This window comes from Streptomyces sp. NBC_01214 (genome assembly GCF_026340975.1).
Classification (GTDB): Bacteria; Actinomycetota; Actinomycetes; order Streptomycetales; family Streptomycetaceae; genus Streptomyces.
Genome location: NZ_JAPEOS010000003.1, coordinates 1,352,669 through 1,378,644, shown reverse-complemented (window position 1 = coordinate 1,378,644; position 25,976 = coordinate 1,352,669). Strand labels below are relative to the sequence as shown.

Here is a 25,976-nt window from a genome sequence, read left to right as displayed (position 1 = left end):
GCAGGAGGAATCCGGTCCTCTTCCGGGCACTTGGTGATCAACCGTTCCCGCTACCGGCCTCCACCAGGCCCGATTCGTACGCCGCGATCACCGCTTGGGCACGGTCGCGTACGCCCAGCTTGCCGAAGATGCCGGTGATGTGGTTCTTGACCGTGGAGATGCTGATGTCCAGTTGCGCGGCTATCTCGGCGTTGCCCCGGCCGGCGGCCATGAGCCGCCAGATCTCCAGCTCGCGCGGGGTGAGTTCGAGGGGGGTCTCGGCCGCCCACGACCGCGGCCGCGCGGGGGTGCGCACGTAGGCGGAGAGGAGTCGGCTGAGCAGCCGCGGCGCGACGGCGGCCTCGCCGGTGTGGACGATGCGGACCGCGGCGATCAGCTCCTCCGGGGAGACGTCCTTGGGCAGGAAGCCGTACGCGCCGGCGCGCAGGGCGGCGACCACGTACTCGTCCATGTCGAAGGTGCTGAGGGCCAGGACGCGGGTTCCGGGGAGCGTGCGCGCGAGTTCCTCGGTGGCCTTGACCCCGTCCATGACCGGCATGCGGATGTCCATGACGACCACGTCGGGCCGTACCTCGTGGGCGAGTGCCACGGCCCGGGCTCCGTCCTCGGCCTCGCCCACGACCTCGAACTCCGGGTCGGGGCCCAGGATCAGGGCCAGGCCGCGCCGGACCAGCGGCTGGTCGTCGGCGATGAGTACACGGATCATCCGTGCGGTTCCTCTCTTCAGGCGGGGTCTTGGACCGGGAGAGGGATCCGGGCCGCCACCCGGAATCCGCCGCCCGCGAGGGCTGCGGCCTCCAGGGTTCCGCCCTGCAGGGCGACCCGCTCGTGCATACCGATCAGACCGTACCCGGAGCGCGCCGTGAGGCGTGCGGGCGGTGCCTGCGCTCCCGCTCCGTCGTCGCGCACCTCGACGCCGACCTCGTCCCCGCGGTACGTGAGCCGTACGTGGGCCCGCGCCCGGCCCGCGTGCTTGCGGGTGTTGGTCAGGGCCTCCTGGACGATCCGGAAGACGGTGAGGCCCACGGTCGGCGGGAGCGGGCGGACCGGCCCGTCCACGGTGAACTCGGTCTCCGTTCCGGCCAGTCGGGACTCGGTGATGATCCGGCCGAGATCGTCCGCCCCGGGTTGCGGCGCCGGCGGGGTCTGTTCCGGTTCTTCCCCGGCCCGTAGTACGTCGAGGAGTTGGCGCATCTCGCGCAGCGCCATCCGCCCGGAGTCCTCCAGGGTGACCAGCGCCTCCCGGGACACCTCGGGGTCGTGCGCGAGGTTGGCCCGCGCCCCGCCGGCCATCAGCTGCATGGTGGTGATGTGGTGGGCGACGATGTCGTGCAGTTCGCGCGCGATCCGGCGGCGCTCCTCGGCCACCGCCCGGTCGGCGAGCAGCGTCCGCTGGGTCGCGGCCTCCCGTTGCCGGTGGTTGACCACCACGGCCGCGGTGACGGTGATGAGGGCGGCCACCGCGTTTCCGGCCAGACCCCACCACCCGTAGGGCAACGGCCAGCCGCGTTGGCCCGCGGATACGAGGGGTACCGCCGCGACCACCGTCACCGCGACCACGGCGGGGCGGCTCACCCTGACCACCGAGTAGAGGGCGATCGTGAGGCTGAGGGTGAAGTGCGGGGACAGCGGGGCGGCCATGTTCACCAGGGCGCCGAGTGCCAGGACCGCGGCGAGGACCGGCAGCGGGTGGAAGCGCCGGGCGAGCAGGGTCATCGCCGAGACGACCAGCAGGGCGGCCGCGGTCACGCTGAGGGACCCGCCCTCGGTCAAGGAGCCCAGGGAGAAGCCCACGAGGTCGGTGGCACCGGCGGCTATCGCCACGAGCGCGTCGTTGCGCGTCCACGGCCCCCGCTCGGCGGCCCCGTCCGCACCCGCACCCGCGACCGCATCCGTAGTCGTAGTCGTGCTCGCACGCGTACCCGCACCCATGCCCACCCCCATGCCGCCCGTCCTGTCCCCCGGTGATCCATTCTGGCACCGGCCGCCGGCCAAGCCACCCGACCACGGTCGGGGCCCGTACCAGGACCGGAGTCCTGTTCGGCGCGGACGGCCGGACCCTGGTCCCGGGGTGCGGATCCTCCCCCGACCCGATGTTTCGTCCGCTCCCTCCTGATGGTCTGGAGTCAGGCCGGGAACCCCTGGCCGGCACCGCACAGACCGGAGGAAATGTGATCCGCGCCCTGACCGGATTCTCGACGCGAAGTCCGTGGAAGGTGATCGCCCTGTGGGTGGTCCTGGGATTGGCGGCGGCCGTCCTGGGCCAGGCGTTCGTCTTCCGCGCCGTCCAGACCGGCAACGGCGGGTTCCTTCCCGCACAGTACGACTCGGCTGCCGCTCTGAAGATCGCCGAGGAGCGGTTCGGGGCGAAGCCGGACGCCAACCTGCTGACCGTGCTGGTGGCCCGGTCGGACGGGGCGCCGCTCACCGCCGCCGACGAGCAGCGCATCGACGCGCAGGCCGCAAGGTTGGCCGAGAAGCGCGTCGTCATGCCGAGGACCGAGGAGACGATGCCGCTCGCACAGGACCACTCGCAGGTCCCCCGGGTCAGCCCGGCCATGACGGCGCCCGACCGCTCGTTCCGGCTGCTGTCCGTCGAACTGAGGGGGAACCCCGCCGATCCCGGGGTGCAGGAAACCTACCGGGCCTTCCGGGACTCGGCCCGGGACGCCCTGGCGGAGGACGACCTGCGCACCGGTTTCACCGGCGGCATCGCCGACCGGGTGGACACGACGGACGCGGAGAAGACCCGCTCGACGGTCGTCGGCATCGCCATGCTCGCGGTCATCGTCCTCCTGCACGTGCTCGTCTTCCGCAGTGCCCTGGCGGCCCTGCTGCCGCTGCTCGCGGTCAGCGTCATCGGGGGCGCCGCGACGGGCGCGGTGGTCGGCGCCGCGCTGCTGACCGGGATCGGACTGTCCGAATCCACACCGAGTTTGATCAGTGTCGTTCTGATGGGCATCGGGATCGACTACTTCCTGTTCCTCCTCTTCCGCTTCCGGGAACACCTGCGCGAACACCCCGACCAGTCCGGGCGCGAAGCGGCCGCCCACGTAGCCGGGCGGGTGGGTACGGCCATCACCTCCGCGGCGCTGACCATCGTCGCCGCCTTCGCCACCCTCGGGGTCGCCTCCTTCGGCCAGTTCCGGGTCCTCGGACCGGCCATCGCGCTGTCCGTACTGGTGATGCTGCTGGGCAGCCTGACCCTGATGCCGGCCCTGCTGGCGGTCACGGGCCGCAAGATGTTCTGGCCTTCCCGGTCCCTGGAGCGCGAGCCCCGCCCGGGGGCCGCCGCACGGATGGGCGACCGGGTGGCGCGCCGCCCGTTCGTCCTGGTCCTCGCCTCGGTGGCGCTGCTCGGCACGCTGGCCGCCGGCGTCGTGGGAATGCGCATGGACTACGGGCAGGGCGGTGGGGGCGGCGAACGCACCGCCGCCGTCGCCACCGCGGCCGAGGTGGCCCGCGCCCTGCCGGCCGGGGTGTCCGACCCGACCAGCGTCTTCGTGACCGCTTCCGACGGCGCCGCCCTGACCGTCGAACGCCTCGGCGGACTGTCCAAGGCGCTCGCCGGGGTCGGTGGGGTGGGCCGGGTCGCGGACACCGTGCTGAGCGAGGACCGGCGGGCGGCGCGGATCGACCTGTTCCTCACCTCCGACCCGCAGCGGCAGGAGGCGCGCGACCTGGTGACCGGCCCGGTCAGGGCCACGGCCCTGGCTCGGACCCCCGCGGGTACGGAGGTGCACGTGGGCGGCACCGCGGCGATCTTCGCCGATATCTCGACGGCGGTGGACAAGGACCTGCGGGTGGTCTTCCCGGTGGCCGCGGCGCTCATCGCGCTGATCCTGCTCGCCCTGCTGCGCAGCCTGCTGGCACCGGTGATCCTGCTGGCCTCGGTCGGGCTCGGCTTCGCCGCCACCCTCGGCGCCTCGACCCTGGTGTTCCAGCACGCGCTGGACCGGCCCGGGGTGGACTTCACCCTGCCGCTCGTGCTGTTCCTGTTCGTGGTCGCGCTGGGCACCGACTACAACATCCTGATGAGCGACCGGATCCGGGAGGAGATGGCACGGCCCGGTCCGGCCCGGGCCGCGGTGGGCCGCGCCGTGCGGCACACGGCGCCCGCCATCGCCACGGCGGGCCTGGTGCTGGCCGCCTCCTTCGGGAGCCTGGCCGTCACCCCCGCCCCCTCCACCCAGCAGATCGGCTTCGCGACGGCCCTCGGGATCATGCTCTCCGCCTTCCTCCTGTCGATCGTGCTGGTGCCCGCGCTGGCCACCCTCCTGGGGCGGTCCATGTGGTGGCCGGTGCGCCCGCGCCCCCGCACGCAGGACACCGACCCGGACGCGCGACGCACTCCGGACCGGGTACTGGTCGGCTGAGCCGCCCCGGACGCACGAAAGGCGCCGCCGCGCGCAGGACCGTACGACGGTACGGGTCCTGCGTGCGGCGGCGCCTTCACCGGGGGGCGGCCGCCAGGCCGACCGGCCGCCCGCGGTGTTACGCGAGCCGGTCGATCTCGGGGTGGTCCTGCAGCCAGGCACGGACCGCCTGCTGTTCCTTGCCCTTTCCGGTCTGCTGGATCTTCGCTTCCAGACCGGTCAGCTGCTCCTCGGTGAGCTTGAAGGACTTCAGCCATTCGGCGACCTTCGGCTCGTCCTCACCGAAGCCCTTGCGGGCCAGGGTGTGGATCCCGTCGCCCTTGCCCCAGGCTCCCTTGGGGTCTTCGAGCTTGGTCAGCTCGTAGGAGGAGTACGCCCAGTGCGGGGACCACAGCACGACCGCGACCGGCTCCTTCTTCTCGTAGGCGCGCTTCAGCTCGGCGAGCATGCCGGGCGTGGAGCCGTCGACGACCTGGTACTCACCGTCGAGGCCGTACTCCTTCAGGACCTTGTCCTTGAGGATCGACATCTCGCCGGCGCTCGGCTCGATGCCGATGATCCGGCCCTTGAACCGGTCCGCCTTGCCCTTGAGGTCCGCGAGCGAACGCACGTCCTTCATGGAGGAGGGCACGGACAGCTCCAGCGAGGTGGGGCCGTACCAGGAGCCGAGGTCCTCCAGCTTGTTCCCGTACTTCTCCCAGTACTGGGCGTGGGTGACGGGCAGCCAGGCGTCGGTCTGGAAGTCGAGCTGGCCGCCGGCCAGGCCGGTGTAGAGCGCCCCGGCCTCCAGCTGGCGGGCGTCGACCTTGAAGCCGCGGCGCTCCAGGAGCTCCTTCCACAGGAAGGTGGAGGCGATGCCCTCGTCCCACGGGATGTAGCCGACGGACAGGGTGCGGCCCTTGCCGATGTTCGCGGCACCGGCCGGGCCGTCCTCGGCGGCGGAGCCGCCGAAGGTGTTCAGGCCGCCCGCGACGAGCGCCAGGACGACGGCGCCGCTGATCGCGTACGCGGGCTGGGGGCGGTGGTTCCACACCTTGGCCGCGCCGGTCGCGGCGGCCCGCGCCTTGGCGAGCGTACGGCGGCCGATCGGGGAGACCTGACGACCGAGCGCGCCGGTCATCCGGTCCAGGTACATGGCGAGGATGACGATGGACACGCCGGCCTCGAAACCGAGGCCGATGTCGACGTTGCCGATGGCCTTGTAGACGGCGCCGCCGAGTCCGCCGCCGCCGACCATGCCGGCGATGACGACCATGGACAGGCCCAGCATGATGACCTGGTTGATGCCCGCCATGACGGTGGGCAGGGCCAGCGGGAGCTGGACGCGTACGAGGGTGTCGCGCGGGCTGGTGCCGAAGGCCTCGGCGGCCTCGACCAGTTCCCCGTCGACCTGGCGGATGCCGAGCTCGGTCATCCGCACGCCCGGGGGCAGCGAGAAGATGATGGTCGCGATGATGCCGGGCACCACGCCCACCCCGAAGAAGATGATGCCGGGGATCAGGTAGACCATGGCCGGCATGGTCTGCATGAAGTCCAAGACCGGCCGCAGGAGGGCGCTGACCCGGTCGGATCTGGAGGCCCAGATACCGAGCGGGATTGCGAAGGCCAGGGTCACGAGGGTCGCGACCAGGACCAGGGACAGGGTGGACATGGCGTCCTCCCACAGTCCGAGGGAGTCGACCAGAGCGAAGCCCGCGAAAGCGAGCAGGCCCGCCAGCAGACCGCGCAGCCACCAGGCGGCGACGGCCAGGATGCCCGCGAAGAGCAGCGGGGCGGGGGCGGAGAGGACGGCGTCGATGCCGTCGTAGAGGCCGGTGACGAGCACGCTGATGGCCTCGAACAGCCAGGAGAGGTGGCTCTGGAGGAAGTCGACCCCCCGGTCGACCCAGGCGCCGAGATGGAGGCGGGGCATCAGGCGGCCACCTCCGCGCAGTACATCGGGGGTCGCTGCTCGTCGCCGATGAAGGCGATGAGACGGTCCTGGGGCACGGAGCCGATGACGGCGCCGTCCGCGCCGGTGACGGCGACCGCGTGCGGGACGCGGGCGCTGACCGCGCACAGGTCGGCGAGCGGGGTCCCGGCGGTGACGGTGGGGCAGTCACAGGCGTCGGCGGCCGGTTCCGGATCGTCCATGACGGCGTCGGCCGTCAGGACCCGGGAGCGGTCCACGTCCTGGATGAAGGAGGCGACGTAGTCGTCCGCGGGACGGGTGAGGATGTCCTCGGCGGTGCCCTGCTGGACGATGCGGCCGTCGCGCATGACGGCGATGCCGTCGCCGAGGCGCATGGCCTCGTTGAGGTCGTGGGTGATGAAGACGATGGTCTTCTTCAGCGTGCGCTGGAGCTCCAGCAGCTGGTCCTGCATGTCGCGGCGGATCAGCGGGTCCAGCGCGCTGAAGGACTCGTCCATCAGCAGGAGCTCGGCGTCGGTGGCCAGGGCCCGGGCGAGACCGACCCGCTGCTGCATGCCGCCGGAGAGCTCGTCGGGCCAGGACTTCTCCCAGCCTTCCAGGCCGCACAGGGCCAGGGCCTCGGCGGCGCGCCGCTCGCGCTCGGCGCGGGGCACGCCCTGCACCTCGAGGCCGTAGCCGGCGTTCTCCAGCACGTTACGGTGCGGGAACAGCGCGAAGTGCTGGAAGACCATGGAGATCTTCGTGGACCGTACGCGGCGCAGCTCGTTCGCGCTCAGCGCGGTGAGGTCCTGGCCGCCGAAGAGGATGCGTCCCGCGGTGGGTTCCAGCAGGCCGTTCAGCATGCGCAGCAGAGTGGACTTGCCCGACCCGGACAGACCCATGACGACGAAGATCTGGCCGGGCCGGACGTCGAAGGAGGCGTCGATCACGGCAGCGGTGGTTCCGTCGGCGCGCAACTCTTCGCGGCCTACGCCGCTTTCGAGCGCGCGGACGGCGGCCGCGCTGTCGGCGGGGCGCCTCCCGAACACCTTGTAGACGTGCTCGGCCTGGAGCGTGGACACATACACCTCACGGGTCGTACCAAGTACGGCGCGCGCCGACGGAGCGGCGGGCCGCGGAGCGGGACGGGATCTGCCCGTGTGCGCCGTGTCCTCCGCCGCGATGGGCCGGAGGACATGGTTCCGCTCCAGCAGCGCCGATGCCCTGCATTCACCTGAGCAAACGCCGGGGTGATCCTCCTCACTTTCGGGGCACGGGGGCCCCGTTGGCGGATCCGCGCGCGGGGGCGGTCGGTCGCGGATGACCGCCGCCGGGTACGCCCCTTCCCGGGAGGGAAGTTGGGGCTGCGGCCCGGCGGTCGGTCCGGCCGCCGGGCCCGGTGCGCCGCCGCCCGGGGTGTGGTCGAGGCCACAGCGCGGGTCCGGCCGTTACGTGATGCGGAAACCGGTGGTCGCGCGGTCGCGCCGGTCACGGTGGAAGGTCAGGCGGTCCCAGGTGGGGAAGGCCAGGTCGGTGACGGCCAGCAGCCGGCCGGAGCTGTCGTGAAGGGTGCGGCGCACGGTCAGCCCGCAGACCGGAGCGGAGGCCGGGGCGACGGCCTGCGGGTGGGTGACGCGGGTCATGGTGAGGGTCTCGGCGACCCGGCCGGCCGTGGCGGCGCGGTCCAGCCAGCGGTGCAGGGGGGTCAGGTCCTCCCCGCGGGCGGTCGCGGTCGCCGCCCGGTTCCGGAGGGCGGTCAGCTCCGGACTCCGCGCGACGGCTCCGGGGCTGATGTAGGTGACGGCGTCCCGGAGGGTCTCACCGGCCGGGCCGCGTTCGCGGTGGTGATGGACCACGGTGCGGTCTCCCCCGGCCATGCCGAGGAACGCGCCGAGCGAGGGCGGGACGGTGACGAAGGTGACCCAGCTCCGAATGTGCGCGGGCCCCGCGGAGGGCTCCTTGGCCGGGACGACGGAGACGGCGGCCAGGGCGGGGACGGCGGGGCGGGTGCCGCGGCGGCCGGTGACGACGAGGCCGTCCTCGCGCAGGTACTGGAGGGCCGCCCTGATGGTCTGCCGGTTGACCTGGTAGCGGGCGGCGAGGCTGCGTTCGGACGGCAGTCTGCCGCCGGGGGTGTGCGCGGCGCGGTCGAGATCGCGGCGCAGCGCTGCGGCGATCCACTGGTACTTGGGCATGGCGGCCTGGCCGCCGCCCCGCGAAGGGGAGGGCATGACTTCTCCTCTGACGGGTGGTCAAGGACTGCGCGGTCTGCCCGACCAACGTAGCATTGGTCTATACCTTTCGTGAGGGCGGATCGGGGCACACGACCCGGATTGGCCGATTCCGCCCCCACGCGCGACCACCCCCACAAGGACCCGAACCCCTTGACGGGGCATGTGGTTAGCCGCCATATTACTTTCATGACGAGGGACGGCATCGACGGCGAGGCGCCCACGCTGGACCAGGCCAGACGGCAGGTCGAGCACTACGGCCTGGAGGTCGATCCACAGGCGGTACTGGTCGCGGTACGACTGATCTCGGCGGGTGCGCGGGTCGGCCGGGCCGCCGAGGCGCACTTCGCCCGGTTCGGCCTGTCGACGGGGCGCTACCGCCTGCTCGCCGACCTCGAGGACCACGGCGGGGAGAAGTCCCCCTCGCGCCTCGCGGTCGACCTCGACGTCTCCAGGGCCACGGTGACCGGACTGCTGGACGGCCTGGAACGCGAAGGCCTGGTCGCACGCCGCCCGTCCACCGAGGACGGCCGGGGCACGGCGGCCGTCCTGACCGCGCGCGGGGCGCAGCGCCTGCGGGACATGGCGTCCGAGCACTTCGGGCGGCTGGAGGCGATGGTGGGCGACCTTTCCGTCGAGGAGCGTGCCGTATTCCTGGACCTGCTCGCCCGCGTCGTGCGCGGCAGTACGGCCCTGACGGCGGACTGACCCCACCCCACCCCACCCCACCCACGGCCGTTTCGGCTCCGTTCCGCAGGACGGGGCCCTTTTTACACAGTAATAGTTAGCTGCCTAATTAACTGGGTGGAGCAGGTCGACACCCCACCGTCGCACCCCCTCGCTTCCCTCAGCCGAACGAGAAAGAGGCCAGCATGACCGCGCAGAAGCACAGAACCAGCCCCGACCGAGCAGCCTCCCGGCCACCGCGGCCGCCGCGGCCAACCCGGCCGTTCACCCTGTGGCGTGAGGTACTGACCGCTTACGCCGCCCCCGCGCTGACGGCCGGTGCCGCCGGGGCCGTCACCGGGCAGCGGGACCTGGCCGTGGCCTCCTGCACCTCCATCGCCGGCACGTCCGCCGTAGTGGCGTTCCTGATCGGCACCTGGCTGCGCCACGGCGGACGGCCCCGCCGGTGGACCCTCGCCGCGCCGCGCGGCGTCCTGACCGCCGTACTCGTCATCACCGCCGTCGGGGCGGCGGCCCTGCTGGGGTGGTTCACCGCCCAGTGGCTACCCGCCCACACCCCGGTCCCGTCCACCCCGTGGCTGGAGCGCCTGCGCGTGGACCTGCCCGTCTCCGCAGCCCTCGCCACCACCATCGTCACCCTGCGCTGGCGCAGCACCACCACGGCGCCACCGGCATGACCCGCCCCGGCGACACCCGTCGCCGGAACACCACAAAGGAATGAGCACACGATGATCGTCGTCATGGGAGCGACCGGAGCGACCGGGAACGCCCTGGTCCACAGCCTCCTCGCCCTCGGCACACCCGTCCGCGCGCTGACCCGCACCCCGCACGCGCCGATCCCCGGCACGACCGGCGCGCACCAGTCGCGCGTCGAGGTCCGGTACGCCGACGCCACCGACCCCGACTCCCTGCGCACCGCCTTCGAGGGCGCCGGCCAACTCTTCCTCACCATGGCCAACGGCCCCGCGCAGGTCGAACTCGAAACCCGCGTCGTCGACATCGCCGTTCGCGCCGGCATCGGACACATCGTCAAGATCTCTGCACCCGCCGCCGAACCCAACTCTCCGGTCGCCGTCTCCCGCGGACACCACGCCGTCGAGGAACACCTGCGCGCCCGTGGCCTCACCCACACCATCCTGCGCCCGTACGCGTTCACGCAGAACCTCCTGCGGCTGGCTCCCGCAGTCGCCGAGGGAGTCATCCTCGGCACCATGGGCGACGCGCCCTGCAACTACGTCGACTGCCGCGACATCGGCGACGTCGCCGCCGCCGCCCTCACCCGGCCGGACCTGGCCGGCGGCACCTACGCGCTGACCGGACCCGAAGCCGTCTCCCACCCCGAACTCGCCTCGCGGCTCACCGCCCTGACCGGCTGCCGGATCCGCTACGTCGACCTCGCCCCGGACGAACTGCGCCACCACCTCATCCGCAACGCCCACATGCCCGGCTGGCTCGCCGAGCACGTGACGGAGATCCAGCAACTCGCCGTCACCCGGCCCGAAGCCCCCACCACCACCGTCAGCGACGTCTTGGGCCGCCCGCCCCGCACCCTCGACGCCTTCCTCCACGAACACCGCGCCCACTTCCGTCACTAGGACCCCGCGGCGGGCGGAGCGAGGAGGGGATGGGGCGGGCGAGGAGGGGCGGTCGGGGCGGAGGTCCGTCGGATCCTGCCGGTCACGGCGCCGGGAAGCCCGCGGGAGCCCGGTCGACTGGCCCGCGCCGTGCGAGAGGCGTTCCATCGAAGGGTGAGCGCTCTGCGCATCGACGTCCACGCACATCTGTGGACCGTGGACTACCTCGACCGGCTCGAACGGCTGGGCAAGACCGACACGGGCACCCAGCGTGAGCTCGGCGCCGACGCGACCGCGGCCGATCTGGACCACCGGTTCGCTTTGATGGACCGGGCCGGAATCGACCTCCAGGTGCTCTCCGTGGCGCCGCAGTCCCCGCACCTGCCCGGCGAACCCGAAGCCGTGGCGCTGGCCCGTGCGGCGAACGACTCGTACGCCGAGCTGGTGGCCCGTTTCCCGGGACGGTTCCGGGCCTTCGCCGCGCTGCCCCTCCCCCACGTCGACGCCGCGCTGCACGAGGTCACCCGGGCCTTCGACGACCTCGGCGCGGTCGGCGTCGGCGTGACCACGATCGTACTCGGCCACACCCTGGCCGACCCCCTGTTCCACCCCCTCTACGAGGAGCTCGACCGGCGCAGCGCCGTCCTGTGCATCCATCCGTCCGGCGAGGGTGCCGCCAGCCCGCTGATCACCGAGCACGACATGACCTGGATGGTGGGGGCACCGGTCGAGGACACGGTGGCGATCATGCACCTGATCCTCGCAGGCCTTCCGGCACGCTATCCGCGGATGCGCATCCTGGCCTCGCACCTGGGCGGCGCCCTCCCCCTGCTGCCCCGCCGGCTCGACGACCATCTGGCCTTCGAGTCCCCACGGACCCCGGAACTCCCCTCGGTGGCCGTCGGCCGCCTCTGGTACGACACGGTCAGCCATGTGCACGGACCGGCACTGGCCGCCGCGGCCGCGTCCTTCGGGGCCGGTCGACTCGTGCTCGGCACGGACTTCCCGTACGAGGACGACGAGGTCTTCGTACGGTCCGTGGACTACGTCTGCGAGTCGGGGCTCACCCAGGAGGAGGCCACGGCGATCCTCGACACGAACGCTGCGGACCTGCTGGGCCTCTCCGCGGCGTAACCCCCCGAAGAAGGTCCGGACACCGTGGGCCCGGCGCGATGGGCCCCGCCTACACGGCCCGGATCCAGGGTGTCCTCGTGACCGTGCTCGTGGTCGCGGTCCTCGCCCTCGTGTTCCGTGCGCGCCGGACGGCGCTGTCGCAGTTGCTCGCCGCCGCCCTGGCGGGAGCGTCGCTGGTGATCGCGCAACACCGCTGGGACCGTTCTCGTCCCGACCCGGCCCGTAGGGCGTCGGAAGGTGCGGATTCGCGCCAGCGCGAGAACAGCGCTTTCCCGGTCGGTTTCCCCGAGGAACGGTTCGGGCCGAAGGGCGAGCGGCTCGGCGGGACCCCCACCGTGCGGGAGGTGGAGCCGCGCTACGAGACCGAGGTCGTCGTCGCGGCCGGCCGAACGTCGAGCCCTCGCAACCCACTTCGATGCCCCGGCGTCCCCCTACACGACGGACGGCTGCGATCACCTGGAGGAAAACGTGGCGAAGAAGGACCGGACGACGGACGCGGCGAAGGACAAGGACCGCGAAAGGTGGATGGCACGCTTCCAGGTACGGCTGGCCATGCAGCCCGGCGTGGACCGGGCCGTCGTGCTCCAGGCGGTCAAGGATGTCACGGCGCACTGCGCCGAGACGGGAGAGCACCCGCAGACCGCCTTCGGCGACCCGGACGCCTACGCCGTGCAGGCCGCCGCGCAGCTGGTCCCGGCGGACCGGGCGGCCCGCACGAGGCGGCACGACTCCGTGGTGAACGCGGTCGACTCCGTGCTCAAGAGGGCCGGCGACATCGCCGGTCTGTGACCGGTCGGAACGACTCCCGGTCGTGGTGGACAGCCGCCACGCGTGGCAGTCGGCCGGTCGCGCAGGACGAGCCTTCGGCTCAGCGTCGGGCCGGGGCGGCTGCGGCCGGCGGCTGGTCGGTGTCGCCGTGCCCGGTGGGCCCGGTGGGCCAGGTGGGCCAGCCCAAGAGGTGGGGGCGTTCGGTGACCCAGGCGCGGGTGTCGGTGCCGATCTCGGCGCTGATGAGGTCCTCGAGCAGGGCGTCGCAGGCCGCTGGACCACGCGGCTCCGGTCCGAGGACGGGGACGACATGACCGACGACGATCTACTGGCCGTCCTGCGGGGAGTCGCCCGGCTCGCGGCGTCTGCGGTGAACACGGGTGGCGGCCTCTACAGCTGGAGCTTCTGACCGCCCCTCTGCGAGGGCGCTCGTGGGTGACGCCGCTGCCCGCCGGGAGCTCGGTCCCCGTGGCGTCGAGGTACGGCGTGGAGGGCCACGACCGGCCCACTGCGTCGATGGTGCCCGTGCGCACCTGCTCGTCGCGCGCCGCCTTGCAGGCGAGGGGTCCGGTCGGTGGGGGACGCGATGCCGGCGGGCCGGCGCGGGACGGACGTACGCGGTTCCGCTACGCGGTTCGCGGATACGGGCCGGGGGCGGATCAATCGCGCCCACCCGAGCGAACCAGAACCAGACCTGATCACATCGGCATCACATCGGCACCACATCGGTCAGGGGCCGCCCACCCCGATCAGGAGGCACGGGGGACGCCCCTCAGCCGCGCAGCGGGTTCGGCAGGGGCAGGTAGCGGGCGTCCGCGCCGTCCGCCCGGGTCCAGCGCAGCAGCAGGTTGGTCTTGCCCGGCAGGGTCGCGGCGGCGAGCAGTTCCGCGATCTCGGGGAGCCCGCGGACGGCGTCGTAGCTCAGGAACTCCTCCCGTGCGGCCCGCCACAGCAGCGGCGAGACGTCCGGATGCCGTCCGGACAGCGCGCCCGCGATCTCCGTCAGGTTGTTGACGACCAGGCAGTAGACCAGGCGCTGCCAGGCATCCGCCCGCGGCAGGTCCGCCGGCAGCTTGACCCCCTCCGCGTCCCGGAAGAGGGCCTGCACCGGCAGGCCGTCCGCGTCGACGGCGACCAGGGTGTTCTGGAGGTGGGCCTCCAGCACGATGCCGTGCCGGGCGAACAGTTCCAGCACCGGCGGCACGACCTGGCGCAGGTACGCCCGCCACCAGCCGACCGGGTCGGTGGTCCCGGCCGGCGGGCTCCCCGGGTAGCCCTCGGCGAGCGCGGCGGCCAGCAGCGGCGTGGCCCCGGGCACGGTGTGCGCGTGCAGGCCGTCGCGGACCAGGACGGCGAGCTCCTCGAAGGCGAAGGCGGCGGTGCGGTAGCCGCGGTCCGGGAGCCAGGCCGCGGCCGATCCGGTCGGGCGCAGGGCGGCGAAACCGGCCTCGACGGCCGCATCGGTGCGGCGCAGCTTCAGCAGGTCGTGGCGCCACAGCCGGCGCACGTCGTTGGTGATCCGGACGTCGAGGCTGAACTTCACGAAGAGGTCGGCCGCCGCGTCCGGTACGTACAGGGTCCGGATCGATGCGGTCGGCCAGGCCGGCCGGCGGGTCGTGCCGAGCCGCAGCAGCCGCCCGTCGGCGAAGGCCTCGCGCACCGCGGGCCGCTCGCCGACCAGGTCGAGCTGCCAGGGGTGGGCGGGCAGCAGCCGGTATCCGGCGGGCGGGCGCGGCCCGTCGAGGGCGTCGGCCAGGGCGTCGACGGCGGCGGAGGCGGCCGGGCCGCCCTCCTCGACCATCTGGTCCTCGCGCAGCCCCAGGAAGACCAGCGGGAACCGGGCGTGGGCCTCGGGCGCGTACGGCAGCCAGCTCCCGGCCGGCGCCCCGCCGCGGGCCTTGGGGGCGGGGTGGTGGGGGTGGCCCATCACCAGGGACTGCTCGGAGAACAGGTACGGGTCCGCCGGGGGTTCGGCGGTGGCCCGGGCGGCCAGCAGCGCGGCGATCGCGTCGCGGCTGTCAGTGATCTCGACGGGGAGCTCGTCGTTGGGGACACCGGTGAACCGGCCCAGTTCGTCGGAAACGAGTTTGGCCAGTTCGGTGTGGCTGAGCAGGTGCCAGCCGTCCGCCGTGCGCAGTTCGGGGCGTTCGGGCCGGCGCCCCCCGCGCACCCGGAGCAGCCGCCCGCTGCCGCGCAGCCGGTGGACGCGCACATCTGTTCCCGCGCCCGCGTCGGACGCCCCGACGGGTTCGGCCGCCTCCCTGAGCAGGCAGTTCAGGAGCGGGGCGGCGGCGTACGCGTCGGCGGCGGTGTTGACGTCCACTGATTCCATTCGGTCCATCCGGTGCGCCGGAGGTTCGCAGGGCGTAACCACCAGTCGTGATCTTCGGTATCCGCAATCATTACTTGATCATCCCGTAAAGCGATATTCCGATGCCGGAGCCCCAGCATGCATCTTTCCCCCTCCCCGGCCGAAGAGGCCGTCGCCGCCGAACTGGCCGACGTACGCCCGTTGCTCGGACCCTCGTACGCCGCCGCGCTCGATGGCGCCCGGGCGGCCGTGCTGACCCGGCTGTGGCGGGCCCTGGCCTTCGAGCCCCTGCCCTGGGTCGTCGGCCGCGAGCACGCTCCCGACGGCCTGGCGCTGCTGCTGGCCGGGGGCGCCCGGCTGGAGGGCCCGCTGCCGGACCCCTACGCGACCGGGTCCTACGTGAGCGAGCTGCTGCTCGACGGCAGGCCCTACCGGCAGGCCGCGCGGCTCGTGACGGCCCTCGGGGTGCCGCACGGGGAGCAGTTCGCCGCCGAGCTGGACGCCTGTACGGCCTCCCTCGCGCTCTCCCGGGCCGGTCAGCCGTCCACCGGGGAGGACCCCGCCCCGCTGACCACCTGGGAATGGGAGCAGCGGGTGGTCGACGGGCATCCCTACCACCCGAACTGCCGTTCCCGGCCCGGTTTCTCGGTGGCCGAGCAACTGGCGTACGCGCCCGAGCACCGGCCGGTGGTGGACGTCGGGCTGGTCGCCGTACGGGCCGAGGAATGCCTGGTCACCGGCGACTGGCCGGAGGAGCTGCGGGACGCGGGGCGGGTCCTGGTGCCGGTGCACCCCTGGCAGGCGGCACACGTCCTGAAGCACGAGCGGGTGCGGCCCGGCTTCGCGGCGCATCCGCTGATGGCCCTGCGCACCCTGGCCCCCGCCGACGGCGGGGCGCACGTGAAGACCGCGCTGAGCGCCCGGCTCACTTCGTCCATGCGGGACATCTCCGTCTACTCCATCGAGACGGCGGCGGCCGTCTCGGCCTTCGCCCAGGGCCTGTCCGAGCGGCTCGACGGCCGGCTGCACATCACCGCCACGCTGGGCGCCACGACCGCGCACAGTCCGGACCTGGCGGCCGTTCTGCGCGAGCCGCCGGAGGTGTACGCGGACGCGGCCGCCGGTGAGCGGGTGCTGCCGGTGGCGGCCCTGGCCTCCTTCGGCCCGGCGCGCTCGGCGGCCTGGCGGGCCGAGTTCGCCCGGCTCGCGCTCTCGGTGTGCCTGCGGGTGCTGGAGCTCGGGGTGGCCTTGGAGGCGCACGGCCAGAACCTCCTCGTCGTCCTCTCCCCCACCGGCGCCCCGCTGCGGTTGGTCTACCGCGACCTCGCCGACATCCGGATCAGCCCGGCCCGGCTGGCCCGGCACGGCCTGCCGGTGCCGCCCCTGTCCGGCAGGCTGGTCACCGACGACGTGACCGTGCTGCGGCGCAAGCTGTTCGGGTCCTTGCTGACGGGAGCGCTGGGGGCGACGGCGGGCTCGGCCGGTGCCTTCGCCGAAGCCCTCGCGGAAGTGGCCGCCCTGCCGGCCACCGCGGACACCGAAGCGCTGCTGACCGGGCCGCTGCCCACCAAGGCGCTCAGCCTGATGCGGCTGAGTCCCGGGGTTCCTGGCGATCAGTGGGCGGAACTGCCCAATCCGCTGCTCGGAGGGTGAGCGGGAGCACTCGGTCGGTTTCCCCTCGGAGGGACTCTGGAGGCTACTGTTCAGGGGCATGACAGAGACCTCGTACCTCAGCTCCGTACGGGCGTCCTACGACGCCGTCGCCGTCGACTACGCGCGGCTGCTCAGCACCGAACTGGCCGGAAAGCCGCTGGACCGGGCCATGTTGGCGGCCTTCGCCGAGTACGTGCGCGACGACGCGGGCGGCGGCGGCCGGGCGGTGGCCGACCTGGGCTGCGGCCCGGGCCGGGTAACGGCGCATCTTGCCGGTCTGGGCCTCCGGGCCTTCGGCGTCGACCTGTCCCCGGCGATGGTGGCGGTGGCCCGCCGGACGTATCCGGGGCTGCGCTTCGAGGTGGCGTCGATGGCCGCCCTGGACGTGGCCGACGGGGTCCTCGGCGGGGTGCTCGCCTGGTACTCCACCGTGCACACCCCGCCCTCCCAGCTCCCCGGGCTGTTCGCGGAGTCCGCCCGGGTGCTGGCGCCGGGCGGCCATTTCCTGATCGCCTTCAAGTCGGGCGACGAGCTGATCCGGCTGGAGCACGCGTACGGGCATCCGGTCGACCTCGACGTGTACCGGACTCCGCCCGAGCTGATCGCCGGCCTGCTGGCCGGGGCCGGGCTGACCGAGGTGGCCCGGCTGGTCCGCGGGGCGGGGCCCGGTGAGACGTGCCCCCAGGGCTTCCTGCTGGCGCGCAAGGGGTAGGCCGGCGCTACCCACTGCCACCGTGGACATCGACGACGCGGTGGGAGCGGGAGCCGAAACGGAGTCGGGGGCGGGGGGCGGAGTCGGGGGGCTTCGTCCTGCGGCGTTTCCGGGACGGCGACTCGGTGGAGGAGCTGACCGCCCTGCTCCACCGGGCCTCCGCGGACCGCGCCGCCGCCGGGCGGGTCTGCTTCGCGTCGTACCGGTCGCCCCTGGACCGCCTTCCACCGGCTGGGCCAGGGCGAGCGCGCGGCGGTTCGAGGGGCGCGGGAGGCGGGGCGCGGTACGGCGATAGGACAAGCCGAACCGTTTCGGCTGTGCGCCGTTCAGGGGGCACCCCGGTGCGTGTGGGACCCGCCTGCACGACTATCGGCCCGGGCGGTGGCAGGAAGGAGGTATGAGCCTCCATCGCCGCCAAGTCCTGGGCAGCGCGGCCGCGGCCGTCCTCGCCTCCGTCGGGGCGGCGGCCCGGACCCCGGACTACGGGGCGCTGGCGCGCGGGATCGACGGGCGCGTGGTGCTCCCCGGAGACCGGGACTTCCCGGAGGCCCGCCGGCTGTTCCAGCCCCGGTACGACACCGTCGCCCCGGCCGCGGTGGCCTATCCCGCGCACGCCGGGGACGTGGCCGTCTGCCTGGACTTCGCCCGTCGCTCGGCCGCGCCCGTGGTCCCGCGCGGCGGCGGGCACAGCTACGCCGGCTGGTCCACGCGATCCGCCGGGCTGGTGGTCGACACCGGAGCCATGGCCGCGGTGTCGGTCGACGGCGACGGCGAGGGAGGCGGTGTACGGATCGGCGCCGGGGCCCGGCTCGGGGACGTGCACGCGGCCCTCGCCCGGCACGGCCGGTCCGTCCCGACCGGGCTGTGCCCCTCCGTCGGCATCGCCGGACTCACCCTCGGCGGCGGCCTGGGCCTGGCCTCGCGGGCGTACGGGACCACCTCCGACCGGCTCACCGGGGCCCGGGTGGTCACCCCCGACGGGATCGTCCGCGAGGTTTCCGCCGACCGGGATCCGGAGCTCTTCTGGGCGCTGCGCGGCGGTGGCGGCGGCAACTTCGGCGTGGTCACCGAGTTCCGCTTGCGCACGCACCCGGTCGACGCGTGTGCCTCCGCCGAACTCCACTGGCCCGGCGCCGACTCCGCGGCCGTGCTGCGCGGTTGGCAGCGCTGGCTGGCCGGGCTCCCGGACCCGTTCTGGAGCCAGGTGGAATTCACCGTCGAGGTGGGCGCCGGGGCCGGGGCGCCACCGGCGGTACGGGTGGTGTGCTTCGACGGGCGCCAGGAGCTGGAGCGGCAGTTGACCCGGCTGTCCGACCTGGTCGGCGGGGCACCGCAGGACAGCTGGATCACCGTACGCAGCCACGAGGACACCGTCCGGGCCATGTCCGGCTGCTTGGAGCTCGGCCCCGCGCAGTGCCGGCTGCCGGGCACCCTGCCCGGCCGGGACCCGCAAGGGCGGCTCGGCCGGGATTCGTACGCCGCACGGTCCGACTTCTGGGCGGGCGGCGGACTGCCGGACGGGGCGATCGGCGCGGTCCTGGACGCCGTGCGGCGGTACGGGACGAGCGTGCCCCGGGGCGGCCTGGGCGTGGTCCAGTTCGACGGGGCCTGCGGCGGCGCGGTGAACCGCGTCCCGGCCGGCTCCACCGCCTTCGTCCACCGCGACAGCGCCTTCCTCGCCCAGTACCTCGTCTACTGGCCCGCATCCGCAGCGGCGGCCGAGGTGGCCCGGCACCAGGGCTGGCTCGACGGGCTCTGGCAGGACCTGCGCCCCTGGGCGAGCGGCCGCGCGTACCAGAACTACACCGATCCGAAGCTCACGGGCTGGCGCGAGGCCTACTACGGCCCGAACCTCGCGCGCTTGCAGGAGGTCCGGCGTGTCTACGACCCGGACCGGCTCTTCCGTTTCCCCCAGGCCCTTTAGGGAGTGTCCGGCATGCGACGTACGTTGACGATGGCCGTGGTGGCGGCCGCCCTGCTGGTGTCGGGAGGGCCGCTGCCCCTGGCCGAGGCCGGGAGCGTCAACGCCCCGGCGTCCGTGGGCCGCTGGTCGGCGCGTGAGGCGCAGTCCTTCTGGACCGCCGAACGGATGGCCTCCGCCGCCCCGTTGCCGCCCGTGCCGCCCGAACGCGCGGAGCCGGCGGCGCCCGAGGTGCCCGAACCGCCGGAGCCGGCCGAGCCCGCCGAACCGGCTGAACCGGCTGAACCGACCGAGCCCGCCGAGCCGGACGGGGCGATCCCGGCCGCCACACCCACGCCCGCCCTGACGCCCGCTCCCACCCCCGCTCCCACCCCCACTGCCGTTCCTGCGCCCACCCGCGCGCCGTCGGCTCCGGCTCCGCTCCCCGCCCCGGCACGCCCGGCCGTTCCGCGGCTGCCGGCCCTCGCCACCGGCATCGGGCAGAACTTCGACGGCATCCCCGTCGCCGGCCGGATGTTCCTCGTCAAGGCCGGCGGGACCTACTTCTGCACCGCGAGCGTGGTCTCCTCCCCCGGCCGCGACCTGGTGCTCACCGCGGCGCACTGCCTGCTCGGCTCCGACACCCAGCAGGTGGCCTTCGTACCGCAGTACACGCGGGCGAAGCCGCAGCCGTACGGCATGTTCCCGGTCCTGCGGGACGCGGGCGGGCGCTCCAAGATCTGGATCGACCCGCGCTACCGCTCGCAGGGCGTCGACCGCGCGGCAGCCCTCGACGCGGCCTTCGCCCAAGTGGGTCCGGACGCCCGCGGCTTCCCGGTGGAGGACGTGGTCGGCGGGAACCGGCTGAAGACCGGGGCCGGTTACGCGCACGCACGGGTCACGTTGATCGGCTACCCGGCCTCCGCCGCCCGCCCGCGCGTGTGCGTCAACCGAACGACGAAGTTCACCAGTGCCGACGCGCGGATCCCGGGATCGTTCCTGCGGATCGACTGCACCGGCTATCCCGGCGGGACCAGCGGCGGTCCGTTCCTGACCCGCTACGACGCGCGCACGGGGACCGGCGACGTGGTGGGGGTCATCGGCGGGTGGAAGACCGGCGGGGACAAGGTCGACACCTCGTACAGCTCCTACTTCGGCACGGACATCAAGAAGTTGTACGAGAAGGCGGTTGCCGGGGCGAAGGCGCGGCGGTGAGCACCCGTACCCAGCGGGTCCGGCGCGGGTTGCCGACCGTGCGCGGGGTCGCCGGGAGCCCGTCGCCGGTCAGCGCGTCGGCGGGCGCGAGGCCGAGCCGGCGGCGCAGGTCGGCCAGGGCCGCGTGGACGGGCGCCAGGACCACCTCGGCGCCCGGGTCGACGGACGCGAGGGCGTGCGCGGTGGTCTCGATCGCCTCCGCGGCGTCCTCGGCGGCGGCCCGGCTCCATCCGCCGGGCGCGCCGGTACCCCAGGGGGCGATGGTGTCGTAGAGGTGGCAGGCGGCATCGGCCACGGCGTCGGCCCGTTCACCGACGCCCGGCGCCGCGATGGTCGGCAGTTCCATGCCGGGTCAACGAGCCGATGCCGCCCGGGGTACGTCCGGGCGGATGCCGCAGGACCGGGGACTAGCGCGCGGACGCGGCCCGGCGGATCCGACGGGCGACGGCGTGCGAGGCCGCGGTGGCCGCGCCCGCGAGGGCCAGGCCAGAGGCGATGTCGCGCGCCCGCGTGGGCCGCAGGACCCCGGCCCGGCGCAGTCGGCCGCGCGCCCACAGGGTGAAGGGGACCACGAGCAGCGGTGAGGTGACCACGCCGGGGGTGTAGCCGCGGGTGGCGGCGGCCTGGGCGACGTGGACGAGGCCGTGCAGGCCGAAGCCGTTCAGCGAGGTCTGGTAGAAGGCGGAGCGCCCGCCGGTGCGGTAGCCGTCGGCCGAGGCGGCCGCGACGATCAGTCCCATCACGGCGACCGCGGTGGCGAACTCGCGGCCGTTCACCGCTTCCATGCTCCGCCAGACCCGGTCGGGGACCCCGGGGTGGCGCTCGCGCAGGACGGGGACCCGGGTCCGGGACCAGCGCGCCACGGTGGCCACTTCTTCGAGGTCGTGCACGGCCCAGGCGGCGAACAGTCCTAAGGTGACGGCGCTCGGCGCTATCGAGGGGCTGGAAGCATCAGCGTTCATGCGACCACAGTTTGCAGCCACACGGGCAGCAGCAGAAGCGACACGAGCGAACTCTTGATCACGATCGACGCGGAGAGGTCGACGCCGACGTCGTAGCGCTGGGCGAAGATGAACAGGTTCTGCGGGGTCGGCATCGCCGCGATCAGGACGAGGTACGCGAGCCACTCGCCCCGCACGCCGACGAGCAGCCCGCACACCGCCCAGGTCAGCAGCGGGAACACCAGGCACTTGAAGCCTATGAGGGCGAGTTCCTCGCGCGTGGTGCCCCGCAGGTCGAGGCCGAGGCCGCCCAGGTGGAGGCCGAGGGCGAACAGGGCCACCGGGGAGGCGCTGTCCCCGACGAACGCGGCGCCGTCCAGGACGACGGCCGGCACCCGTACCGAGAGCAGGTTGAGCAGGATCCCCGCGTTGCAGGCGAGGACCAACGGCGTCGCGAGCGAGGCGCCGACGGCGCGGGAGAGACGGCGGCCCGGGCCGCCGGCCGCCGGACCCGCGCGGCCCAGCTCCATGAGGGCGATGACGACCAGGGACAGTACGCAGACCTGGAACAGCAGGATCGGGAAGATCGGCGCCGCCGTCCCGAACACGGTGATGAAGACGGGGACGGCGAAGTAGGCGGTGTTCACCTGGACTCCCGCCATCACCCGCAGCGCCACGTCGCGGGGCTCGCGCAGCCCGTGGGCGACCGCCGCCACGGCCACCGCCACCACGGCGAGGGCCGCGGCCCCGGCGTAGCCGCCGATCGCCCGCCAGTTGAACAGGGCCCCGAGGTCGCTGGCGTAGATGTTGCCGAAGAGGTAGCAGGGGACGGCGAAGAGGAAGGCGTAGTCGGAGAAGACCTTCGAAGCCTCGGCCGGAACGATCTTCCGGCGGGCGAGCAGCACCCCGCCGCCGAACGCCAGCAGCACCGGCACCAGTTTCTCCAACGCCGCCGCGCCACCCATGCCCGCATCCCCCGTGATCGACAGGCAAGCAGCCTAGCCCCCACCACCTCCGGCCCCCCGGCGCATAGGCTGGTCCGATCATGAGCGACGAACCCCGCACCCGGCCGCGCAGCCGCACCCGCGAAGGCATCCGTACCTCCTCGGCAGCCGGTGCCCGGGTGCCCGGCGCGCTGGCGCGGCTCGCCGTCGTCCTGCGCACGCCCGCCGGGGCGGCGCAACCCTTGTTCGCGCAGGCGCCCAAGCGGTGGCAGCGGGCGATGCCGTTCCTCGTCGTCGGCGTCTTCGTCGTCACCCTGCTGCCGGTGACGATCACGGTGCTGTCCGACGACTACGGGGTCGGCGGCGGCTGGGCGGGCGCGCTGGGGGTGGCGCAGACCGTGCCGCTGCTCCTCGCGCTGACCCGGCCGCTCCACGCCTGGATCGTCGTCCTGGCCGCCGACACCGTCGCCGCGGTGCTGCTCGTCGGTGCCGACAAGGTGGCCGGGCATTCCTGGCCGTGGCCGCCGATGACCATCGTGGGCTATCTGGTGCTGATGGCCTGCCTGGGACTGCGCGAGCCCGTACGGACCCTGGTCGGGGTATGGCTGGTGACCGGTGTCGTCGGTACCGTCCTGGGCTTCTCCCAGCCCGAAGGCGTGATGAACACCAACGCCCTGCTCTTCGTGCTCGGCGGGGTCATGCTGGTCCTGACGGGCGCGCTGCGGGGGGTCGGTGACGCGCAGCAGCGGGTCGCCGAGCAGGAGAGCATCAGCGAGGCGGAGCGGTCCCGGCGGACCCTGCTGGAGGAACGGGCCCGGATCGCACGCGAGTTGCACGACGTGGTGGCCCACCACATGTCGGTGATCACCGTGCAGGCCGATTCGGCGCCGTACCGGGTTCCGGGCATGTCGGAGCCCGTACGGGAGGAGTTCGCGGCGATCGCGGCGAGCGCGCGGGAGTCGCTGGGCGAAATGCGGCGGCTGCTGACCGTGCTGCGCGGCGACGGCGCGGGCGGGGCGGACGGCGCGGGCGGCGCCGACGGCGAGCGGGCCCCGCAGCCGGGGATCGACCGGCTCCAGCAGCTGGTGGAGGCGACCGTACGGGCCGGGCAGCCGGTGGAACTGTCGCTGGCGGCCGGGGCGGTCGGGGCGGCGCCGCCGGCGGTGGACCTGTCGGCGTACCGGATCGTGCAGGAGGCCCTGGCCAATGTGGTGCGGCACGCACCCGGCGCGCCCACCCGGGTCTCGGTCACGGTGGACGAGGACGAGGTCCTGGTGCTCGTGGTCAACGGTCCGGCGCGGGACGCCGTGGTGGAGCTGGAGGGTTCGGGCACGGGGCACGGTCTGGTGGGGATGCGCGAGCGCGTACGGTTGACCGGCGGGACGCTCGACACGGGCCCGCTGCCCGACGGCGGCTTCCGGGTCGCCGCCCGGCTGCCCTTGAACGCTCCGACCGAGGACCCCAGTTGACCATTCGCGTGATCATCGTCGACGACCAGGCCATGGTGCGGGCCGGGTTCGCGGCCCTGCTGTCGGCACAGGCCGACATCGACGTGGTGGGCGAGGCCCCCGACGGGCGGCAGGGGGTGCAGGTGTCCCGCTCCACGCACCCCGACGTGGTGCTGATGGACGTGCGGATGCCGGAGATGGACGGGCTCACGGCCGCCCGGGAGATCCTCGATCCCCCGCCGGGGGTGGTGCACCGGCCGAAGGTGCTGATGCTGACCACCTTCGACATCGACGACTACGTGTACGAGGCGCTGCGCGCGGGCGCCTCCGGGTTCCTGCTGAAGGACGCCCCGCCGGCCGATCTGATCTCGGCGGTCCGGGTGGTCGCCTCGGGCGAGGCGCTGCTGGCGCCCTCGGTGACCCGGCGGCTGATCGCGGACTTCGTCCAGCAGCGCCCGGCGCCGCGCAAGGACCCGGCGCTGCGGCTGAAGGGGCTCACGCCGCGCGAGACCGAGGTGTTGGAGCTCATCGCGCGCGGGCTGTCGAACCAAGAGATCGCGGGGCACCTGGTGTTGGCGGAGCAGACGGTGAAGACGCACATCGGGCGGGTGTTGGCCAAGCTCGACCTGCGGGACCGGGCGCAGGCCGTGATCTTCGCGTACGAGGCGGGGCTGGTGCGGCCGGGCGACTCCGGCTGAGTCCGCCGGTCCGGCCCCGCGAGCCCGGACTGACCGGCATGACCTAGGGCAGGCCGGCCAGGGTCTCGCAGCCGGTGGCGAAGTCGGTTCCGCCTTCGCCGTCGCAGGCGTCCGGGCCGTCCGGGCCGTCCGGGCCGTCCGGGCCGTCCGGGCCCCCGGAGAGGAAGTCGCCGGCGGGGCCCGCCTTGAGGGTGTCGATGCCGTCGCCGCCGTCGAGGAAGTCGGCTCCTCCCGCCGTTCCCGCGCTCGCCGTGCCGGTGAGGTCGACGTTGTCGCCGAAGACGCGGTCGTTCCCGGCGCCGCCGCTGATGGTGTCGTTGCCCGCGGCGGTGCGGCGCGCGTCGGACGGGCCGCTGTCGCCGACGAGGAATTCGTCGGCGGCGCCGCCGATGATCCGGTCGTTCCCGGCGCCGATCGCGCGGCCCCCCGCCGGGTTGGTGACGGTGTGGTCGCCGATCGCCGAGACCCCGCCGTCGGCGCCCAGGTCCAGCAGGTCGTTGCCGCCGCTGCCGAGCGCGTTCTGCGCGGCCTCGCTGTCCCCCGTCATGGTCTCGACCCCGGGCCCTCCGAGCAGTACGTCGCTCCCGGCACCCGTGGCGTTGCCGGCGAACGCGCCGGAGTCACCGAGCAGGGCGTCGTCGCCGGGGCCGCCGTCGATCCGGTCGACTCCGCCGCCCACCGCGTTCTGTCCTCTGCTGTCCCCCGTCAGCCGGTCGTTGCCGGGGCCGCCGATCAGCTGGTCGTTGCCGCCGCCCTCCGCGGTGCCTCCGGGGGCGTAGCTGTCGCCGGTGAACTGGTCGTCCCCGTCGCCTCCGAGGAGGCGGTCGTTGCCGCCGCCCGTGGCGTTGCCGGACGGGCTGAAGCTGTCGCCGCGCAGCTGGTCGGCGCCCGCGGAGCCGTCGATCTGGTCGTTGCCGAGTCCGCCGATGAGGACGTCGTCGCCCGTGAGCCCGCAGATCAGGTCGTCGCCGCCCTGGCCGTGGATCGTGTCCGGGCCCGGAGTGCCGACGATCACGTCGTTGCCCGGGGTCCCGTCGGTGGTCGCACCGGGGGTGGTGACGACGAGGGTGGCGGGCACGCCGAAGCAGGTCACCGCCCGTGCGCTGACGTTCCCGGTCCCGAGGAGGACGAGGGATCCGGCGGCCAGGACGCAGGCGAAGCCGGCGGCGGCCACCCGGCCGGGGCGACGTCCCGGCTCGGCATCCCGCTGATGTTCCCGGTGGGGCATCATCTGCACTCCCTTTGCCGCAATTAATCGGACTATCGCCATAACTACTCGCGGCATGGGCCCCGGCGCCGCCGACACACTGACGCGCTCGGGCAGACGGCTGACGCGGATCGCACCCGTGGAGCAACGTCGGGGCCGTTCAGACGGACACGTCGGCGGGCCGGCCGAGGGCGCCGTCTCCTCCACCCCCTACCGGGGTATGACATCCGACTTGGCTCCACGGTCGGACGTGGAGGCGGACACCCCCTACCTACCTTCCCCCTCG

Annotated in this window: 22 protein-coding genes and 1 pseudogene; 13 read left to right on the top strand and 10 right to left on the bottom strand. The window is 73.7% G+C overall.

Annotated features, from left to right (window positions below; translation table 11 throughout):
• Window positions 1–37 precede the first annotated feature (37 nt).
• Entirely contained in the window at window positions 38–706 is a 669-nt protein-coding gene (locus OG594_RS42620) for a response regulator transcription factor (RefSeq protein ID WP_266607756.1), read from the bottom strand.
• A gap of 17 nt (window positions 707–723) precedes the next feature.
• Window positions 724–1,932 carry a sensor histidine kinase gene (locus tag OG594_RS42615; RefSeq protein WP_266607755.1) on the bottom strand — a complete coding sequence of 403 codons (1,209 nt, stop codon included), beginning with the start codon at window positions 1,930–1,932 and terminating at the stop codon, window positions 724–726.
• Window positions 1,933–2,171: 239 nt separating this feature from the next.
• Here OG594_RS42615 and OG594_RS42610 point away from each other — a divergent pair, with 239 nt between their 5' ends.
• Window positions 2,172–4,376, top strand: a complete 2,205-nt coding sequence (locus tag OG594_RS42610; RefSeq protein ID WP_266607754.1) for an MMPL family transporter — start codon at window positions 2,172–2,174, stop codon at window positions 4,374–4,376.
• A gap of 118 nt (window positions 4,377–4,494) precedes the next feature.
• Here the strand turns inward: OG594_RS42610 and OG594_RS42605 are convergent, their stop codons facing one another.
• From OG594_RS42605 to OG594_RS42595, 3 genes are all read right to left on the bottom strand, one after another.
• A complete protein-coding gene (locus OG594_RS42605; protein ID WP_266607753.1) occupies window positions 4,495–6,288 on the bottom strand; it encodes an ABC transporter permease/substrate binding protein in 1,794 nt (597 codons plus the stop codon).
• The gene (locus OG594_RS42600) at window positions 6,288–7,349 is read right to left on the bottom strand and encodes a glycine betaine/L-proline ABC transporter ATP-binding protein (protein ID WP_266607752.1); all 1,062 of its coding nucleotides are present in this window, start codon (window positions 7,347–7,349) and stop codon (window positions 6,288–6,290) included. Before OG594_RS42600 ends, OG594_RS42605 begins: the two co-directional genes overlap by 1 nt.
• A 366-nt stretch (window positions 7,350–7,715) precedes the next feature.
• A complete protein-coding gene (locus OG594_RS42595; RefSeq protein ID WP_266607751.1) occupies window positions 7,716–8,498 on the bottom strand; it encodes a GntR family transcriptional regulator in 783 nt (260 codons plus the stop codon).
• A gap of 189 nt (window positions 8,499–8,687) precedes the next feature.
• Here OG594_RS42595 and OG594_RS42590 point away from each other — a divergent pair, with 189 nt between their 5' ends.
• The 6 genes and pseudogenes from OG594_RS42590 (at window position 8,688) to OG594_RS42570 (ending at window position 12,682) form a co-directional block, all read left to right on the top strand.
• Window positions 8,688–9,206 (top strand): MarR family winged helix-turn-helix transcriptional regulator, encoded by a 519-nt coding sequence (locus OG594_RS42590; protein WP_266607750.1) that lies wholly within the window; start codon window positions 8,688–8,690, stop codon window positions 9,204–9,206.
• A 164-nt stretch (window positions 9,207–9,370) separates the two neighbouring features.
• A complete protein-coding gene (locus tag OG594_RS42585; protein WP_266607749.1) occupies window positions 9,371–9,862 on the top strand; it encodes a hypothetical protein in 492 nt (163 codons plus the stop codon).
• A 51-nt stretch (window positions 9,863–9,913) separates the two neighbouring features.
• Window positions 9,914–10,780, top strand: a complete 867-nt coding sequence (locus OG594_RS42580; protein ID WP_266607748.1) for an NmrA family NAD(P)-binding protein — start codon at window positions 9,914–9,916, stop codon at window positions 10,778–10,780.
• Between the two features lie 153 nt (window positions 10,781–10,933).
• Complete coding sequence (locus tag OG594_RS42575) at window positions 10,934–11,893, top strand: amidohydrolase family protein (RefSeq protein ID WP_266607747.1); 960 nt, start codon at window positions 10,934–10,936, stop codon at window positions 11,891–11,893.
• Window positions 11,894–11,931: 38 nt separating this feature from the next.
• Window positions 11,932–12,105, top strand: a pseudogene (locus OG594_RS47440) (DUF6234 family protein); the annotation flags it as partial.
• 256 nt (window positions 12,106–12,361) lie between these two features.
• Window positions 12,362–12,682: a hypothetical protein gene (locus OG594_RS42570; RefSeq protein ID WP_266607746.1), complete on the top strand. Its 321-nt coding sequence runs from the start codon at window positions 12,362–12,364 to the stop codon at window positions 12,680–12,682.
• A 751-nt stretch (window positions 12,683–13,433) separates the two neighbouring features.
• Here the strand turns inward: OG594_RS42570 and OG594_RS42565 are convergent.
• The gene (locus OG594_RS42565; protein WP_266607745.1) at window positions 13,434–15,002 is read right to left on the bottom strand and encodes an IucA/IucC family protein; all 1,569 of its coding nucleotides are present in this window, start codon (window positions 15,000–15,002) and stop codon (window positions 13,434–13,436) included.
• Window positions 15,003–15,110: 108 nt separating this feature from the next.
• Between OG594_RS42565 and OG594_RS42560 the strand changes: the two genes are divergently transcribed.
• The 4 genes from OG594_RS42560 (at window position 15,111) to OG594_RS42545 (ending at window position 20,452) form a co-directional block, all read left to right on the top strand.
• Entirely contained in the window at window positions 15,111–16,625 is a 1,515-nt protein-coding gene (locus tag OG594_RS42560) for an IucA/IucC family siderophore biosynthesis protein (protein ID WP_266607744.1), read from the top strand.
• Between the two features lie 58 nt (window positions 16,626–16,683).
• The gene (locus OG594_RS42555; protein ID WP_266607743.1) at window positions 16,684–17,337 is read left to right on the top strand and encodes a class I SAM-dependent methyltransferase; all 654 of its coding nucleotides are present in this window, start codon (window positions 16,684–16,686) and stop codon (window positions 17,335–17,337) included.
• Between the two features lie 397 nt (window positions 17,338–17,734).
• Window positions 17,735–19,261 (top strand): FAD-binding oxidoreductase, encoded by a 1,527-nt coding sequence (locus tag OG594_RS42550; protein ID WP_266607742.1) that lies wholly within the window; start codon window positions 17,735–17,737, stop codon window positions 19,259–19,261.
• Window positions 19,262–19,273: 12 nt separating this feature from the next.
• A complete protein-coding gene (locus OG594_RS42545; RefSeq protein ID WP_266607741.1) occupies window positions 19,274–20,452 on the top strand; it encodes a serine protease in 1,179 nt (392 codons plus the stop codon).
• Here OG594_RS42545 and OG594_RS42540 read toward each other — a convergent pair.
• The 3 genes from OG594_RS42540 to OG594_RS42530 form a co-directional block, all read right to left on the bottom strand.
• The gene (locus OG594_RS42540; protein ID WP_266607740.1) at window positions 20,403–20,798 is read right to left on the bottom strand and encodes a hypothetical protein; all 396 of its coding nucleotides are present in this window, start codon (window positions 20,796–20,798) and stop codon (window positions 20,403–20,405) included. The genes OG594_RS42545 and OG594_RS42540 overlap by 50 nt on opposite strands.
• 61 nt (window positions 20,799–20,859) lie before the next feature.
• Window positions 20,860–21,414, bottom strand: coding sequence for an HXXEE domain-containing protein (locus tag OG594_RS42535; RefSeq protein ID WP_266607739.1), 555 nt, complete (start codon window positions 21,412–21,414; stop codon window positions 20,860–20,862).
• Window positions 21,411–22,358: an AEC family transporter gene (locus OG594_RS42530; protein ID WP_266607738.1), complete on the bottom strand. Its 948-nt coding sequence runs from the start codon at window positions 22,356–22,358 to the stop codon at window positions 21,411–21,413. Before OG594_RS42530 ends, OG594_RS42535 begins: the two co-directional genes overlap by 4 nt.
• 80 nt (window positions 22,359–22,438) lie before the next feature.
• Between OG594_RS42530 and OG594_RS42525 the strand changes: the two genes are divergently transcribed.
• On the top strand, window positions 22,439–23,806 hold the full coding sequence (locus OG594_RS42525) for a sensor histidine kinase (RefSeq protein WP_266607737.1): 1,368 nt from the start codon (window positions 22,439–22,441) through the stop codon (window positions 23,804–23,806).
• The gene (locus OG594_RS42520) at window positions 23,803–24,483 is read left to right on the top strand and encodes a response regulator transcription factor (RefSeq protein WP_266607736.1); all 681 of its coding nucleotides are present in this window, start codon (window positions 23,803–23,805) and stop codon (window positions 24,481–24,483) included. The genes OG594_RS42525 and OG594_RS42520 overlap by 4 nt, the downstream gene beginning before the upstream one ends.
• A gap of 43 nt (window positions 24,484–24,526) precedes the next feature.
• On the opposite strand, the gene OG594_RS42515 is transcribed toward OG594_RS42520, so the two are convergent.
• On the bottom strand, window positions 24,527–25,714 hold the full coding sequence (locus OG594_RS42515) for a calcium-binding protein (protein ID WP_266607735.1): 1,188 nt from the start codon (window positions 25,712–25,714) through the stop codon (window positions 24,527–24,529).
• Between the last annotated feature and the right edge of the window lie 262 nt (window positions 25,715–25,976).